Here is a 14655-nt window from a genome sequence, read left to right on the forward strand (position 1 = left end):
GGACGTCTCCGGGGCCGACCTCGGATCCCCCTCTTCGGAGGGTGGGACAGGGGGATGCTACTGGGAGTCAAGGGGCAATCCTGTGCATGACGGGGTTACGCCGCGTCCAGGGCGCATTCGGCCCAGATGACCTTGCCCCGGGGGGTGTAGCGGGTGCCCCACGACTGGGCGAGCTGCGCGACGAGGAACAGGCCGCGCCCGCCCTCGTCCGTGTTGGTCGCACGTCGCATGTGCGGGGCGGTGCTGCTGCCGTCGGAGACCTCGCAGATCAGGGTGCGGTCGTGGACCAGGCGCACCTGGATCGGCTCGGTGCCGTAGCGGATGGCGTTGGTGACCAGCTCGCTGAGCAGCAGCTCGGCGGCGAACGCGTGCTCTTCCAGGCCCCAGTGGGCCAACTGGCGGGTGGCGGCGGCGCGGATGTCGGAGACCCGCGAGGGATCGGCCGGCAGGTCCCATGTGGCGATCCGGTCGGTGGGCACGGTGTGGGTGCGGGCGACGAGCAGGGCGATGTCGTCGGAGGGGTGCTCGGGCGCCATGGCGTCCATGACCGCCTGACAGGTGTCCTCGGGGCTCCGGTCGGCGTGGGCCAGGGCGTGCCGCAGCTGGTCGAGGGCGACGTCGATGTCGCGGTGGCGGTCCTCGACGAGCCCGTCGGTGTAGAGGATGAGCGTGCTGTCCCGGGGGAGCTCGATCTCGGCCGTCTCGAAGGGCAGACCGCCCAGGCCCAGCGGGGGCCCGGCGGGCAGGTCGGGGAAGCTCACGGTGCCGTCGGGATGGACCACGGCCGGCGGGAGATGGCCGGCCCTGGCCATGGTGCACTGGCGCGAGGTGGGGTCGTAGATGGCGTACAGACAGGTGGCGCCGACGATGCCGTTGCTGCCCGTGGCGTCGTCGTCCCCCTCCTCCCGGTCCAGGCGCACCAGGAGGTTGTCCAGGTGGGTGAGGAGCTCGTCGGGGGAGAGTTCCAGTTCGGCGAAGTTGCGTGCGGCGGTCCGCAGCCGCCCCATCGTGGCGGCGGCGTGCAGCCCGTGGCCGACGACATCGCCCACGAGGAGGGCGACCCGGGTACCGGACAAGGGGATGACGTCGAACCAGTCGCCGCCCACTCCGGATTCGGCGGGCAGATAGCGGTGGGCGACCTCGACGGCGCCCTGCTCGGGCATGCCGCGCGGGAGCAGGCTGCGCTGCAGTGCCAGGGCCAGGGTGTGCTCCCGCGTGTAGCGACGGGCGTTGTCGATGCAGAGGGCGGCGCGGGCCGCGAGTTCCTGGGCCAGCCGGCTGTCGTCGTCCCCGAAGGGGGCGGGATCCTGCGAGCGGTAGAAGCTCGCGATGCCCAGCAGGACCCCGCGGGCGAGCAGCGGGACGGCGATGAGGGAGTGCACCCCGTACGCGAAGACCCGCCGGGCGCGCTCGGGGCTCTGGGCGATCCAGCCGGGCGCGGACTTCAGATCCGGTTCCAGGACCGCGTGCCCACTGGTCAGACAGCGCAACAGAGGGGTCCCGGGGTGGAACTGCACCGGCTGTCCGGACGGGTAGAAGGGGCAGTCGTCGCGGATGCCGTGGACCACCGTACGCTGCAGGTCGTTCCCGGGATCGATGGGCTCGTCGCCGCGCAGGACGGCCGCGGGCAGATCGACGGTGACGTAGTCGGCCAGCCTCGGCACCGCCATCTCGGCGAGCTCCCAGGCGGTGCGGCTCACGTCCAGGGTGGTGCCGATCCGGGTGCTGGCCTCGGCGAGCAGCTCCAGGCGCCGCCGCGCCTCGATGGCGTACTTCCCGACTTCCGGCTCGCCCACCAGCACCAGCCCGCGGACCGTGCCGGGGCGGGGTTCGGCGGTGCCGGGCCGGGGCTCGGTGGGCGGCTGTCCTTCAGGGGACGGTCCGGCGCGGGGCGAGACGGAGACGTGATGGACCGGCGCCGTATCGCTGCTGAGCACTGCCTCGACGACCATGCCCGCCACCCCGGAGCGGCTGGTGACCGGACGGCTCAGCAAGGTGGCCTCCCTGCCGTGGGGGAGGGCCACTTCGACGGCGGCCCGCCGGAACGCCGAGATGAGCTCGGTCGCCTTGTCCTTGAGGATCGACTGATCATGCGGGTCCAGCTCGAGATCGGCCAGTTCGTCCAGCTCGGCCGATCCGGCCGGGACGGTCGGCCCGATGTGGTGCCCGTCCTGGGCCGTCCCGCCCGCCCCGCCCGTCCGGGCCCGCCGCTCGGCATCGAGGTACGTCCGCAGCAGCCCGCGCTCGCGCGCCGAGCTCTGCTCCGTCAGCCGCCGCTCGATCGTCTCCGCCGCCCGGCGGGCCAGGACGGCGAGGGCCGGGCGCTCGTAGGCGTGCGGGTACCCGAAGCAGAGAACGCCGACGATGCGGCCGCTGAGCTGGTCGTGGATGGGGACGGCGCAGCAGGCGCTCGCCTGGGCGCGTTCGGCGAAGTGTTCGGCGCCGTAGACCTGGATGGGGCGGCGTTCGGCCAGCGCGAGGCCGATGCCGTTGGTCCCCGCGAACCGCTCGGCGAAGACGAATCCGGGCACGGTCTGGATGGCGGGCAGCGCCCGGGCCAGGGCGGGCTCACCGAACCGGCGTTGCAGCACGGTGCCGTTCGCGTCGGCGACCGAGATGTTCATCTTGCTGCCGGAGAACCGGGACTGCAGCTGGTCGAGGACGGGTCCGGCCGCACGTACGAGCCGGCTGTCCGGATCGAAGTCGTCCCGGTAGGGCAGCTCGGTCTGGTCCGGTGACAGTTCCAGCAGCCGGCAGCGCAGCCACGAGTTCAAGATCGGACTCCGCACCCCGCTCTCGACCGACTCGCCCACCAGGAATCGCTCACGGGAGCGTGCGGGGCCGATCTGCTCTCCCGTGACCCCCATCTGCATCACTTCCCCTTGCCGGTGAATCCTCGGCCGTACCGGGACGATCGGTCTGGTCCGTGCGGTGCCGTGCGATGAAAGTGGAATCAGTGCGTTTTGAGTATATTCCTGGCTATTTGCCGCTTCACAGGAGAGCGACCGGATTGACCGGCGATCCCGTCCCGCCGGGGACGTTGAGGGGCGTCACGACGATCATGAACTCGTAACGTCCCGCTTCGGCGCACGCGGCGGAAAGCTCCTCCAGGTCCAGATTGTCCAGCAGGGGCACCCCCATCGCCGCGACGGCGAGGGCGTGGACGGGGGAGTGGAGGCCCTCGACCGGGGAGGGCCGGACGTCGCTGTCCCCGTCCGCGCCGAGCAGACTGATCCCACGCTCGGCCAGCAGCGGCACCGCGTCCACGTGGAAGCCCGCGCTCGCCGCGTCGACGTCCCACGGGCCCAGTTCGCGGCGGCGCCGGAACCGGCCGGAGCGCAGCAGCACCGCACATCCGTCGTCGATCCCGACGCCGAGCGCCCGCTCGGCGTCGATGACGTCACGGGCGCGGACCGCGTGCCGGGCTCCAGCCAGTCGGCCCCGAGGACGACGGGCAGGTCGAGGAGCACGCCCTTGGTGACGAGCGGGCCCAGCGCCGCCACCGAGCCGAAGCGGGCGCCGCCGGCACCGATGACCTCGCGCGCCGGGTGGCCCCCGTAGAGCAGCCCTCGGTAGGCGATGTGTGACAGCGCGTCGAGGTGGCTGACCGCCTTGCCGTGGTAGTCGACGGCGAGGAAGTCCTTGTGGGTGGCCGGTTCCGGGGGCTCCACATCGCCGAGGTCGGACATGTAGTGCAAGGCGGGTTTGGTGTTGTCGGGGCCGGGCCGGGTGTTCCAGGGCAGCCCCAGGGACACCGCCGTACCGTCCCGGACCAGGGTGGCGGCTCGTCGCACATGGTCCGGGGTGACCCGGTTCCAGGCACCCCGGTCGGCCGGGGTCCAGCGGCCCCACGTACGGACCGAGGCGAAGAGGGCGTCGAATTCCCGACGGGAGACCGGGGGAACCTTCGCGGGGTCGGTGCTCATGGGTATGCGGCGCTCCAGACTCGGAGGGCGGCGGGGGCGGACCGCCGTTTGCGCATCCATACCCGCTTCCGGCGGCGGCCGGACACCTGCGGGATCGGTGCACCGGAGTGGCGGCCCCGCGTCCGGGCGGGGCAGGCTGTACTCATGAGAGCGCCCTTGCGCTCGCCCCCGGGACCGGGAGCCGGCGGCCACCACCAGGTCCTTTTCGCCGTCGCGGAGTGCGTGCCCTTCGTGATCGCCCTGCTCGTGCTGCTTGTCGAGCTCACGCCCGCGCACGTCGTGTACACCGGCCCCCTGCTCGTGGCGACACCGGCTCTGGCGGCGGTGACGATGGGCCCCAAGGGCACCCTCGCGGCGGCCGGAGTGGCCGTAGGCGTCAGCGTGACCACGGCCACCCACAACCAGGCCTGGGGTGGCCAGCAGGTCTACACGAACTTCCTCGCCCTGTTCCTGGTCTCGCTCGCGAGCTTCATGACGAGCCGCGCCGCGCGCACGCGCCGGGAGAGCGAGCTCAACCAGGTCCGCCGAATCGCCACGGCCGCCCAGGAGGTCCTGTTGCGGCCCGTGCCGGCCCGGCTGGGCCCCGTACGGGCGGCCAGCATGTACCTGGCGGCAGAGACGGGCGCGCAGATCGGCGGCGATCTGTACGACGCGGTCCAGACCCGGTACGGCGTCCGGATCATCATCGGGGACGTCCGGGGCAAGGGACTGCCCGCCGTACGGGCCGCCGCGGTCGTTCTGGGCGCGTTCCGGGAGGCCGTGCACTACGAGGACGACCTCGTGGAGGTCGTCAACCACTGCGCGGAGGCCCTGCGGCGGGACGCCGTCGTCGCACGCGCGGGCCGGCCCGGCGTCGACGACGACCTCCTGGAGGGATTCGTCACCGCGGTCGTGGCCCAGATCCCGGACAGTCACGACGTCGAGGTGATCAACCGGGGCCATCCGCCGCCGCTGCTGCTGCACGAGGGCACGGTCCGGTCCTTGACGCCCACCGCCCCGCTGCCCCCGCTGGGTCTCGAGGAATTCATCAGCGGCCCTCCCGGGCGGACGGACAGGTATCCGTTCGCACCGGGGGACCGGCTGCTGTTTCACACCGACGGCGTCATCGAGGCCCGCGACCGGGACAGCACCTTCTTCGACCTGCCCGAGGCCATGGCGACCATGCGCGACCACACCCGGCGGGCGTTCCTGGAGGGCCTGCGCCAGGCATTGCTCCACCACACCGAGGGCCGCCTGGGGGACGACGTGGCGATCATCCTCGTCGACCGGAGCGAAGACGCCGGTCCGCCGGATTCGGACGTACCGATGACTTAGAGGTAGCGCGGACAGGCGGCGGGCGGGGCCGCCCGGCAGACGGGACGGGCACAGGTTCCGTGATCATGGAGTTGCGACACTCTGTGACCATCGGGGAGACCTGTGCCTGCGCTGCCGTCATGGCTGACCGAACCGCTACGACCAGAACTCGTCGTACGCCGCCGGGTCGGTCGTCACCACCCAGCCCTCGGTGATCCGGCCGTCGTCGATGTGGAGGACGAGGGCATGGTCCAGGTCGAGCCTCCTGCCCTCGCGTGACGCCGTGACGTGGAGCAGGGCGACCGTGTGGTCATCGTTGGCGAGGACGTCGTGGAGCTCCGGGCGGTAGGTGCCACCCGTTAGCTGGAACTCGCGGCCGAACAGGGCGAACGTGTCGTCACGCCCTCGGTAGTCGCCCGCCAGGCGATTCCTGCCCCCGACGTGCCACACCACGTCAGGATGGAAGACCTCGGCCAACGCGTCCATGTCGCCCGCCGAGAATGCGGTCATGGTGCGGTGGAACACGGCGATGTTCGGATGATCGGTCATCAGTGCCTCCATGGCCTCCTTACGAAGGTAAGTCGGGCGACGGCCTGAGACTCGCCGTCGTTACGCCGTCTGGCTTGGTGCTCGCGCGGATCGGTGGCGGTCAGGGCCGGCGTCGGGGCGCGCATCCCAGCGTTGAGTGGTCCACGCTCGGCGGATCCGGCTACGTATGGTGATGATCGTGTCGGCGAGGTCGAAGAAGGCTTCGATGACACGGGCGCGGCGTTCGTAGCAGCGGGCGAGCCGGTGGAAGGCGTTCTGCCAGGCGTGCGTGCGCTCGATGTGCCACCGGTGGGTGGCCTGGACCGGTGCCCGGGGCCCCTTGAGTGCGATCCGGCCGTGCATTCCTCGCTCGTCACGCGGTGATCTCGTCGGACATAGGAGCAAGTTCGTCCAGTAGATCGAGAGTCGGGGGCCAGGAGTGGCGAGTCGTGGCAGTTGGCACCGGCCAGGACGCGGCCGAGCGGGATGCCGTAGCCGTCGGTCATGCCCGAGCGCTCCATGCCCAGCTGCACGAGCAGGACTACATCCACGCGCTCGGTGCCCTGACCGGCGGCCAAGCCGTCCAGCAGGTGCGGGCGGGCCTCCAGGCGATCTACCTCTCCGGCTGGCAGGTGGCCGCCGACGCCAACCAGAGCGGGCACACCTACCCCGACCAGAGCCTCTACCCGGTCAACTCCGTTCCCCAGGTGGTCCGTCGGATCAACAACGCGCTGCTGCGCGCCGACCAGATCGCCACCGCCGAGGGCGGCACCGACACGACGGACTGGCTCGCCCCGATCGTCGCCGACGCCGAGGCAGGCTTCGGCGGCCCGCTCAACGCCTTCGAGCTCACCAAGGCCATGATCGCGGCGGGCGCGGCCGGCATCCACTACGAGGACCAGCTCGCCTCCGAGAAGAAGTGCGGCCACCTCGGAGGCAAGGTCCTCGTTCCCACGAACCAGCACGTGCGCACCCTCAACGCGGCCCGCCTGGCCGCCGACATCGCCGACACCCCGACCCTGATCATCGCCCGCACCGACGCCCTGGCCGCGAACCTGCTCACGAGCGACGTCGACGAGCGCGACGCGCGGTTCGTCACGGGCGAGCGCACCGCCGAGGGCTTCTACCGGGTGCGGAACGGCATGGCCCCGGTCATCGCCCGCGGCCTCGCCTACGCCCCGTACGCCGACCTCATCTGGGTCGAGACCGGCACCCCGGACCTCGCCCAGGCCCGCGAGTTCGCCGAGGCGATCCACGCGCGGTACCCGGACCAGATGCTCGCCTACAACTGCTCGCCCTCCTTCAACTGGAAGGCTGCCCTGGACGACGACCAGATCGCCAAGTTCCAGCGCGAACTGGGCGCGATGGGCTACCGCTTCCAGTTCATCACCCTGGCCGGCTTCCACTCCCTCAACCACGGCATGTTCGACCTCGCCCGCGGCTACGCCGAGCACGGCATGACCGCCTATGTCGACCTCCAGGAGCGTGAATTCGCCGCCCAGGCACAGGGCTTCACCGCGGTGAAGCACCAGCGCGAGGTCGGCACGGGGTACTTCGACCTGGTGTCCACCGCCGTCAACCCGGCTTCCTCCACCACCGCGCTCGCCGGTTCCACCGAGGAAGAGCAGTTCCACTAGATCTCCTCGCGAGAAGTCTCCTTCCGACCGTCCCCGCCGACCAGATTCCGGGTGGGTGCCCGACCGGCGTTCGTGTCGGGCACCCGCCGCCCCGCTGAGGAGAACCGCATGTCCCTGAAGCCCCCGACCAGCTGTGTTCAGGTTCTCGGCGCACCGGGTGAGCGCCACGAGGAGATCCTGACGCCCCAGGCCCTGGAGTTCATCGGCCGGCTCGACACCGCGTTCGCGGACCGCCGTCTGGGAATCCTCAAGGAGCGGCGCCGCCGCTCCGTTCACCTGGCGGGCGGCAAGCCGCTCGTCTTCCCGCTCGTCACGCGTGCCGTCCGCGACGACCCCGGCTGGCAGGCCGCCCCGCCCGGTCCCGGCCTCACGGACCGCAGGGTGGAGCGCCCACCCCATGGGCCCGCTCAAGCTCGCCGACCTCATCGGACTCGATACGGTCGCCGCCATCGCCGAATCCCTCTACGACGAGTCCAAGGAACCGCTGTACGCCCCGCCCCCGCTGCTCCGGCGGATGGTGCAGGCAGGACTGCTCGGCGGGAAGACCGGCCGCGGGTTCCACACGTACGGCCGGGGCTGAGGGCCCCGGCGTGCCGCCGGGCATGAGGGGCCCGTAGCGGCGGAACAAGCAGGGCGCGGAGTGGCCTGGTGAGCCACTCCGCGCCCTGCTGTCGGTCGGCCCGGTTGCAGGCGGATGCACGCGCTGGACGGCACACCGCCGGGGCGGCTGACGCGGGACCGGAAGTTGACATCCTCGGCGCTCGCGAATTACCTTCGCATTACTTAAAGATGTAAACTATCCATTTCCTTAAGTATCCTCGCCGCCTGGGGCAGCACAGAGGAAGGGCGCAGACATGAACCCCGACCAGCACGGAGCGGCCGTCGCAGCCGAGACCGCCGGATTCGTCGCCACGATCGCGGCAGTCGACCTCTCCCTCCCGGTGCCGACCTGCCCCGGCTGGACTCTCGGGGACCTCACGCAGCACGTCGGCAGCGTGCACCGCTGGTTCACCGAGCTGCTTCGCCGGCGCATCCAGCAACCGCCGACCAGCCGTGCGGTGGACCTGCGCCTGCCGGAGCACCCCGACGGCCTCCCGGACTGGCTGGCCGCGGGCGCGGGGGAGGCCGCCGAGGTGTTCGCCGCCACCGACCTGGACGAACCGATGTGGGCCTGGGGAGTCGACCAGCACGCCCGGTTCTGGGTTCGGCGCATGCTCTTCGAGACCCTCGTCCACCGGGTCGACGCCCAGCTCGCACTCGGGCTCTCACCGCACGTCGACCGCGTACTGGCGGTCGACGGCATCGACGAGTTCCTCACCAACCTGCCGTTCGCCTCCTCCTTCGCGCCGCTGACCGCCCAACTGCGCGCCCCTCACCAGACCATTCGCTTCAGCTGCACGGACGGCGACGGCGACGGCGACTGGCTGGTCGGTTTGCGCCCCGACGGCTTCGCCCTGGTGGCCGACCGCGCCGAGCCCCGCGCGGCGGACGCCACGGTCCGGGGAACGGCCGCCGACCTCCTGTTGCTCCTCTACGGCCGCCTGGACCGCCGGAGCGACACCTTCCACCTGCTCGGCGACCCGGACCTGCTCGACCACTGGTTCGCCCACTCGGCCTTCTAGGGCTGTCCCGCAATCCCCGGTGGATCAGCGCGCGGCGTCGGATGCGGTGCCTCGCAAGGCGGAGGGGCGTCCGCGTGGAAGGGCGCCTGACGGAGGGCGAAGGGATCCCTTTCGCCATCCGCCTTGTGCTGACGAGGTCAACTGCCGGCGGTGGAACGGTCCGTCACGTCATTGACTCCTGCCGTGCTGGAGTCCGTCTTCCCGTCCCTTGGCTGTCAACACAGCGGATCCTAGGATGGACAGGATCCCCTGGGCGAGCTGGTCGCCCCCGGCGAGGTCGCAGAGGTCGCCCACCGCGGACTGTGCCCGTCCTGCGCCTGGCTCGGCACCCATCCGACCCGGAATGCTCGGCAACACCCGGCCGCCGCCTGGCGGTGTTCGGCCCCATCCGATCGGGAGGCCCGCGTGGCGGCATGGCACGACCAGGCAAGGCGGGACGAGCTGTACCGCGATCCCCATCCGCTCTACGCCCGCGCCCGCCGGGCCGAGGGGCTGATGTACGTGCCCGAGGTCGACGCCTGGCTGGTGGCGCGCGACCGGGACGTACGGGAAGTGCTGGGGCGTGCCGAGGAGTTCTCCTCGGCGAATGCCCTGCTGCCGGACATGCCGCTGTCGGAGGAAGCACTCGGCGTTCTGCCTCGCGGGTTCGGGCCGCGGCCCACCGTCGTCTCCTCGGACGGCGCCGTCCACCGGCGGCTCCGGGCCCCGTTGAACCGGGGGCTGTCCACCGCGCGGGTGTCGGCGCTCCTGCCGTACGCGCAGCAGTGTGCCCGGGAGCTGGTGGACGCCTTCGCCGGGGACGGGTCGGCGGAGCTGGTGGTGGCGTACGCTCGGCAGCTGCCCGGGCAGGTCGTCGGGCGGCTGATCGGTCTGGACCCGGCGGACGTGCCCGCGGCCGTGCATGGCGGATACCGGGCCGAGGAGCTGTTGTTCCGCCCGCTTACGCCGTCCGGGCAGGCGGCCGCGGCCGAGGACGTGGTCGCGCTCCAGCATTTGCTGGACGGGTACGTCCGTGACCGCCGGGCCAACCCCCGCGACGATCTGTGCTCGGATCTGGTGTCCGCCCTGGCCCCAGGGGACGGCGAGCTGACCATCGAACAGCGCCACGAGCTGGTGTCGAACCTGCAGAACCTGCTGATCGCCGGCTTCCTGACGACCAGCGCGCTCATCGTCACCACCCTGCTGCACCTGCTCGCCGACCGGCGGCAGTGGCGGCTGCTCTGCGCCGACCCGGCGCTGATTCCGGCCGCAGTGGAGGAGGGCGCGCGCTTCGACACGGCCGTCCAGGCATTCCGGCGGACCACGACCCGGCCGGTGACGCTGGCCGGGACGAAGCTGCCCGCCGGTGCCACCGTGCTCGTGGCCTACGGTTCGGCCAACCGCGACGAGCGGCGGTACGCGCGGGCCGAGGAGTTCGACATCCGGCGGCCGGAAGACCGGAGCCACCTCGCCTTCGGGCACGGGCCCCACGGCTGTCCCGGGTCACGGTTGACCCGCGGGCAACTGCGTCTGACCCTGGAGCTGTTCACCCGCGTGCTGCCGGATCTGCGGCTGGACGAGGACCGGCCGCCGCCGGTGATGCGCCCCACCCTGATCCACCGGTCGCCGGAGGCGCTGCACGTGACCTGGTGAGCGCACGCCGGGTGCCGGCTCGCTCGCCGTCATCCCGCCGGGGGCGCCGCATGGCCGGCGGGTCTCCGCCGGGGGCCCGTCTCGGGGTCTCGGTGCCAGTGGACCGTGCCCGTGCCCGGGGCGATCGTGGCGCGCGGCTGCATGGGCCGTCGCCGCGGCGGCAGAGCAGCACGACCTGGTGGACCCGCGGCCGACATGCTGCGCACCAGGCGTGAGGGGGTCGTAACGCCGCGTGCCTTCGGAAAACCTGCACATCGTGTGCGCGAGCGGGGCGATCGACCTTCACAGGCCCTCAGGATGTCGGACTTGTCCGGTGCGATTTGCGCATGTTCATCCCTTTAAGTTCCATGCGCATGGCGGGCCGCTCATATCTGTTACTCGATCTTGCGGAGAAGTTGTCACCATTCTGTGAATGAAGCTGCACGCCGGTCGCCCGAGGTGGCCACCCGTTCATGAAGGGGCGTCAATCGGATTGGCTGGGTAGCCCGTTCGCGTGCTTTCATCTTGCCCGCTGCGGCTGTTGAAAAAATGGTGGCCGAGTTTCGGGCCACCGGGCTGCCGCAGAATCCCCCCAACAAATGAAAGGTGCGCGTAATGCGTAACGACATTGAGACCCGTGAGATCGCCGACGCCGAGCTGGACGCCGTTTCCGGCGGCCTCGTCAGCGTTCACGGTGGCCTGGTTGGTGCCGTGACCAGCGACGTCAACGACCTCGTGGGCGTCGTGGGCTCCCTCAACACCGTCCAGGCCGCGACCGGTCTCGTCTCCAACGTCCCCGGCCTGGTCTCGGGCATCACCGGCGTTTCGGTGAACACCGGTCGCGCCGGTCTCTGATCGGGATAACCCCATGAACCCCGGAGCATCCCCCACGGCTCCGGGGTCCATGGGTACCCGCGTGCCCGACCGATACGAATGCAGTTGAAGGAATAGTCCGTGCAGTTTCGCCAAAAGGCTCTTTCCAAGCTGCAATCGCCCGAGGAACTCGATCTGCCCGTACGCTTCGCGCGCCCGCAGGGGCGGCTCGTACTGGCCGTCACCGTCATCGTCATGGCCGCCGCGAGCTTCTGGGCCCTCACCGGCACCGTGTCCTCCAAGCTGAGCGCACCCGGCATCCTCACCCACGCCGAGGGCAGTTACGTACTGCAGAGTCCGGTCGCGGGACAGGTGACCGGCGTCCTCGCCGAGGAGGGCCGACTGCTGTCCCCGGGCGATCCCCTGCTCACCGTCCGTACCGACCAGGGCGACCGGCCCGTACGCGCGGTGACCGGCGGCCGGTTGACGACACTGGTCGCCAAAGTGGGTTCGGTCGTCACGACCGGCGCCGACGTGGCGACCGTCGAACGGGTGAAGAACCCGGACGACCCCCTGGTGGCCATGTTGTACGTGCCGAGCGGCACCGGCTCGACGATCCCGGTGGGCGCCCCCGTCGACCTGAGCGTCCAGTCCGTCCCCCAGCACCAGTTCGGCGTGCTGCGCGGCCGCGTCAAGGCGGTCGGCCGCGCGCCCCAGACACAGGCGCAGATCAGCGGCTTCCTCGGCGACAGCGGGCTCGCCGAGCAATTCGCCCGGCACGGCAGCCCGGTCGCGGTGCTCGTGCAGCTGGAGCGCTCCTCCGCCACCAAGTCCGGCTACAAGTGGTCCTCCGCGGACGGGCCCCCGTACGCCGTCGACTCGACGACGCTCGTCACCGGAGCCGTCCGCCTCGCCGCGCAGCGCCCCGTCGACTGGCTGCTGCCATGACCGCGCCGCGGACAGGGGCACCTCGGTCGGCACCCCAGCTGCCCCCCGCCGGACGCCGGCGCCACCGCCCCGGGCCCAAGGGCGGCACGCGTCGCAGGCCCGCCCCCGCCCCCAAGGGCAGGAGGCCCCGGACCGTACGCACCCCCACCGTGCTGCAGATGGAGGCGGTGGAGTGCGGCGCCGCCGCCCTGGCCATGGTGCTCGGCCACTACGGCCGCTTCGTTCCCCTGGAGGAGCTGCGCATCGCCTGCGGCGTCTCCCGCGACGGCTCTCGCGCCAGCAACCTGCTCAAGGCCGCCCGCGGTTACGGGCTGAGGGCCAAGGGCATGCAGATGGACCTGGCCGCGCTCGCCGAGGTGAGCGCCCCGGCCGTCCTCTTCTGGGAGTTCAACCACTACGTCGTCTACGACGGGATGGGCCGCCGCTTCGGCCGCAGGGGCGTGTACGTCAACGACCCCGGCAAGGGACGCCGGTTCGTTCCCATGGACGAGTTCGACAGCAGCTTCACCGGTGTCGTGCTCACCTTCGATCCCGGCGACGGCTTCCGCCGCGGCGGCCGCAAGCCGGGTGTCCTGGGTGCCATGCCGGCCCGCCTGCACGGCACTTCGGGCACCATGGCCGCCGTCGTGATCTCCAGCCTCCTGCTGGTGGCCGTCGGAGCGTCGGTGCCGGCCCTGAGCCGCACGTACATCGACATGTTCCTCATCGGCGAGCAGACGTCCCTGCTGGGCGTGCTGTTCGCGGCGATGGCCGTCACCCTGGTGCTCACCGCGACGCTCACCGCGCTTCAGCAGGCCAATCTGCTGCGCGGGCGCATCATCTCCTCCACCCTGGGCAGTGCCCGCTTCTTCCGGCACCTGCTCAGACTCCCGGTCGCCTTCTACTCCCAGCGCAACCCGGCCGACCTGGTCCAGCGCCTGCAGTCCAACGACGCCGTCGCCGAGACCCTCGCCCGGGACCTGGCCGCCGCGGGCGTGGACGCCGTGGTGGTCGTGCTCTACGCGGTGCTGCTGTGGACGTACGACCCGCAGCTCACCGTCCTCGGCGTGATGATCGCGCTGCTCAACGTGGCGGCCATGCGGATCGTGATCCACCTGAGGGCCACCGGCACGCAGAAGCTGCGCGCCGAGAGCGCCCGGCTGACGAACACGTCCTACAGCGGTCTCCAGCTCATCGAGACGATGAAGGCCACCGGCGGCGAGAACGGCTTCTTCCGCCGCTGGGCCGGACAGCACGCGGTCACCCTCGACGTGCAGCAGCGGCTCGGTGTGCCCAGTGCCTGGCTGGCGATCGTCGCGCCCACGCTGGCTGCGCTCAACAGCGCGCTGATCCTCATGATCGGTGGCCTGCGGGCGGTGGAGGGGCACCTCTCCGTCGGTCTGCTCGTCGCCTTCCAGGCCCTGGTGACCAGCTTCACCGCGCCGATCTCCCGTCTGGGCGGCGTCGCCGGACGGATCCAGGACTTCGCGGCGGACGTAGCCCGCCTCAAGGACGTCGAGAACTTTCCCGTCGCCCCGGTCTTCGCGCGGCGCGAGCCCGCCGCCGGCACCCGCCGCCTCAAAGGCCATGTGCGGCTGGACCACGTCACCTTCGGCTACAGCCCGCTGGACGCCCCGCTGCTCAAGGACTTCTCGCTCTCGGTCGGACCGGGACAGCAGGTCGCGCTCGTCGGCGGCTCCGGCAGCGGCAAGTCCACCGTCTCCCGTTTGATCTCCGGCCTCTACACCCCCTGGGAAGGGGCCATCCGCATCGACGGGATGCGGCTGGAGGACATCCCGCGCGGCACGCTGGCCGCCTCCGTTTCCTTCGTCGACCAGGACGTCTTCCTCTTCGAAGGAACCGTCCGCGACAACGTCACACTCTGGGACCCCTCCATCTCGGACGAGGCCGTCGTCGCCGCGCTGGAGGACGCCGCCGTCCACGACGTGGTCGCCCGTCGCCCCGGCGGCATCCACAGCCGCGTCGAGCAGGACGGCCGCAACTTCTCCGGCGGCCAGCGCCAGCGCCTGGAGATCGCCCGGGCGCTGGTCCGCCGCCCCAGCGTCATGGTCCTCGACGAAGTGACCAGCGCCCTGGACGCGGTGACCGAGCAGGTCATCATCGACAACCTCCGCCGCCGCGGCTGCGCCTGTGTGGTCATCGCCCACCGGCTGAGCACGGTGCGCGACAGCGACGAGATCGTCGTGCTCGACCGGGGCACGGTCGTGGAACGCGGGCGGCACGAGTACCTGGTCGCCGCGCGGGGCACGTACGCCGAACTGGTCAAGGAGCACTGAG

General features: G+C 71.3%; 8 protein-coding genes and 4 pseudogenes. 8 read left to right on the forward strand and 4 right to left on the reverse strand.

Annotated features, from left to right (window positions below):
* Positions 1 to 95: 95 nt before the first annotated feature.
* Positions 96 to 2867: a SpoIIE family protein phosphatase gene (locus J7F03_RS30830; RefSeq protein ID WP_214955277.1), complete on the reverse strand. Its 2772-nt coding sequence runs from the start codon at positions 2865 to 2867 to the stop codon at positions 96 to 98.
* Between the two features lie 124 nt (positions 2868 to 2991).
* Positions 2992 to 3926 (reverse strand): annotated as a pseudogene (locus J7F03_RS30835) (cyclase family protein).
* A 144-nt stretch (positions 3927 to 4070) separates the two neighbouring features.
* Between J7F03_RS30835 and J7F03_RS30840 the strand changes: the two are divergent.
* On the forward strand, positions 4071 to 5240 hold the full coding sequence (locus tag J7F03_RS30840) for a PP2C family protein-serine/threonine phosphatase (RefSeq protein ID WP_214955278.1): 1170 nt from the start codon (positions 4071 to 4073) through the stop codon (positions 5238 to 5240).
* A 135-nt stretch (positions 5241 to 5375) separates the two neighbouring features.
* On the opposite strand, the gene J7F03_RS30845 is transcribed toward J7F03_RS30840, so the two are convergent.
* Together J7F03_RS30845 and J7F03_RS30850 are read right to left on the reverse strand one after the other, a co-directional pair.
* The gene (locus tag J7F03_RS30845) at positions 5376 to 5768 is read right to left on the reverse strand and encodes a nuclear transport factor 2 family protein (RefSeq protein WP_214955280.1); all 393 of its coding nucleotides are present in this window, start codon (positions 5766 to 5768) and stop codon (positions 5376 to 5378) included.
* Positions 5769 to 5828: 60 nt separating this feature from the next.
* A pseudogene (locus J7F03_RS30850) lies at positions 5829 to 6271 on the reverse strand (IS5/IS1182 family transposase); the annotation flags it as partial.
* On the opposite strand from J7F03_RS30850, the pseudogene aceA reads away from it, so the two are divergent.
* From aceA to J7F03_RS30890, 7 genes and pseudogenes are all read left to right on the forward strand, one after another.
* Positions 6263 to 7384, forward strand: a pseudogene (aceA, locus tag J7F03_RS30855) (isocitrate lyase); the annotation flags it as partial. The pseudogenes J7F03_RS30850 and aceA overlap by 9 nt on opposite strands.
* A gap of 388 nt (positions 7385 to 7772) precedes the next feature.
* A pseudogene (locus J7F03_RS30865) lies at positions 7773 to 7964 on the forward strand (3-hydroxyacyl-CoA dehydrogenase family protein); the annotation flags it as partial.
* A 274-nt stretch (positions 7965 to 8238) separates the two neighbouring features.
* Positions 8239 to 9006, forward strand: coding sequence for a maleylpyruvate isomerase family mycothiol-dependent enzyme (locus tag J7F03_RS30870; RefSeq protein WP_214955282.1), 768 nt, complete (start codon positions 8239 to 8241; stop codon positions 9004 to 9006).
* Positions 9007 to 9411: 405 nt separating this feature from the next.
* The gene (locus tag J7F03_RS30875) at positions 9412 to 10638 is read left to right on the forward strand and encodes a cytochrome P450 (RefSeq protein ID WP_308380022.1); all 1227 of its coding nucleotides are present in this window, start codon (positions 9412 to 9414) and stop codon (positions 10636 to 10638) included.
* 594 nt (positions 10639 to 11232) lie between these two features.
* Entirely contained in the window at positions 11233 to 11472 is a 240-nt protein-coding gene (locus tag J7F03_RS30880; protein WP_214955284.1) for a hypothetical protein, read from the forward strand.
* Positions 11473 to 11571: 99 nt separating this feature from the next.
* On the forward strand, positions 11572 to 12378 hold the full coding sequence (locus J7F03_RS30885) for an HlyD family efflux transporter periplasmic adaptor subunit (protein WP_214955286.1): 807 nt from the start codon (positions 11572 to 11574) through the stop codon (positions 12376 to 12378).
* Positions 12375 to 14654 carry an NHLP family bacteriocin export ABC transporter peptidase/permease/ATPase subunit gene (locus J7F03_RS30890; protein WP_214955288.1) on the forward strand — a complete coding sequence of 760 codons (2280 nt, stop codon included), beginning with the start codon at positions 12375 to 12377 and terminating at the stop codon, positions 14652 to 14654. The genes J7F03_RS30885 and J7F03_RS30890 overlap by 4 nt, the downstream gene beginning before the upstream one ends.
* Position 14655: the final 1 nt, after the last annotated feature.

This window comes from Streptomyces sp. ISL-43 (assembly GCF_018614195.1).
Lineage (GTDB): Bacteria > Actinomycetota > Actinomycetes > Streptomycetales > Streptomycetaceae > Streptomyces.

What these genes read in the sequence shown, in the direction of transcription:
- J7F03_RS30830 (WP_214955277.1), bottom strand. Translation starts at nt 2,867, where the DNA reads ATGGGGGTCACGGGAGAGCAGATCGGCCCCGCACGCTCCCGTGAGCGA.
- J7F03_RS30880 (WP_214955284.1), top strand. Translation starts at nt 11,233, where the DNA reads ATGCGTAACGACATTGAGACCCGTGAGATCGCCGACGCCGAGCTGGAC.
- J7F03_RS30845 (WP_214955280.1), bottom strand. Translation starts at nt 5,768, where the DNA reads ATGACCGATCATCCGAACATCGCCGTGTTCCACCGCACCATGACCGCA.
- J7F03_RS30890 (WP_214955288.1), top strand. Translation starts at nt 12,375, where the DNA reads ATGACCGCGCCGCGGACAGGGGCACCTCGGTCGGCACCCCAGCTGCCC.
- J7F03_RS30870 (WP_214955282.1), top strand. Translation starts at nt 8,239, where the DNA reads ATGAACCCCGACCAGCACGGAGCGGCCGTCGCAGCCGAGACCGCCGGA.
- J7F03_RS30840 (WP_214955278.1), top strand. Translation starts at nt 4,071, where the DNA reads ATGAGAGCGCCCTTGCGCTCGCCCCCGGGACCGGGAGCCGGCGGCCAC.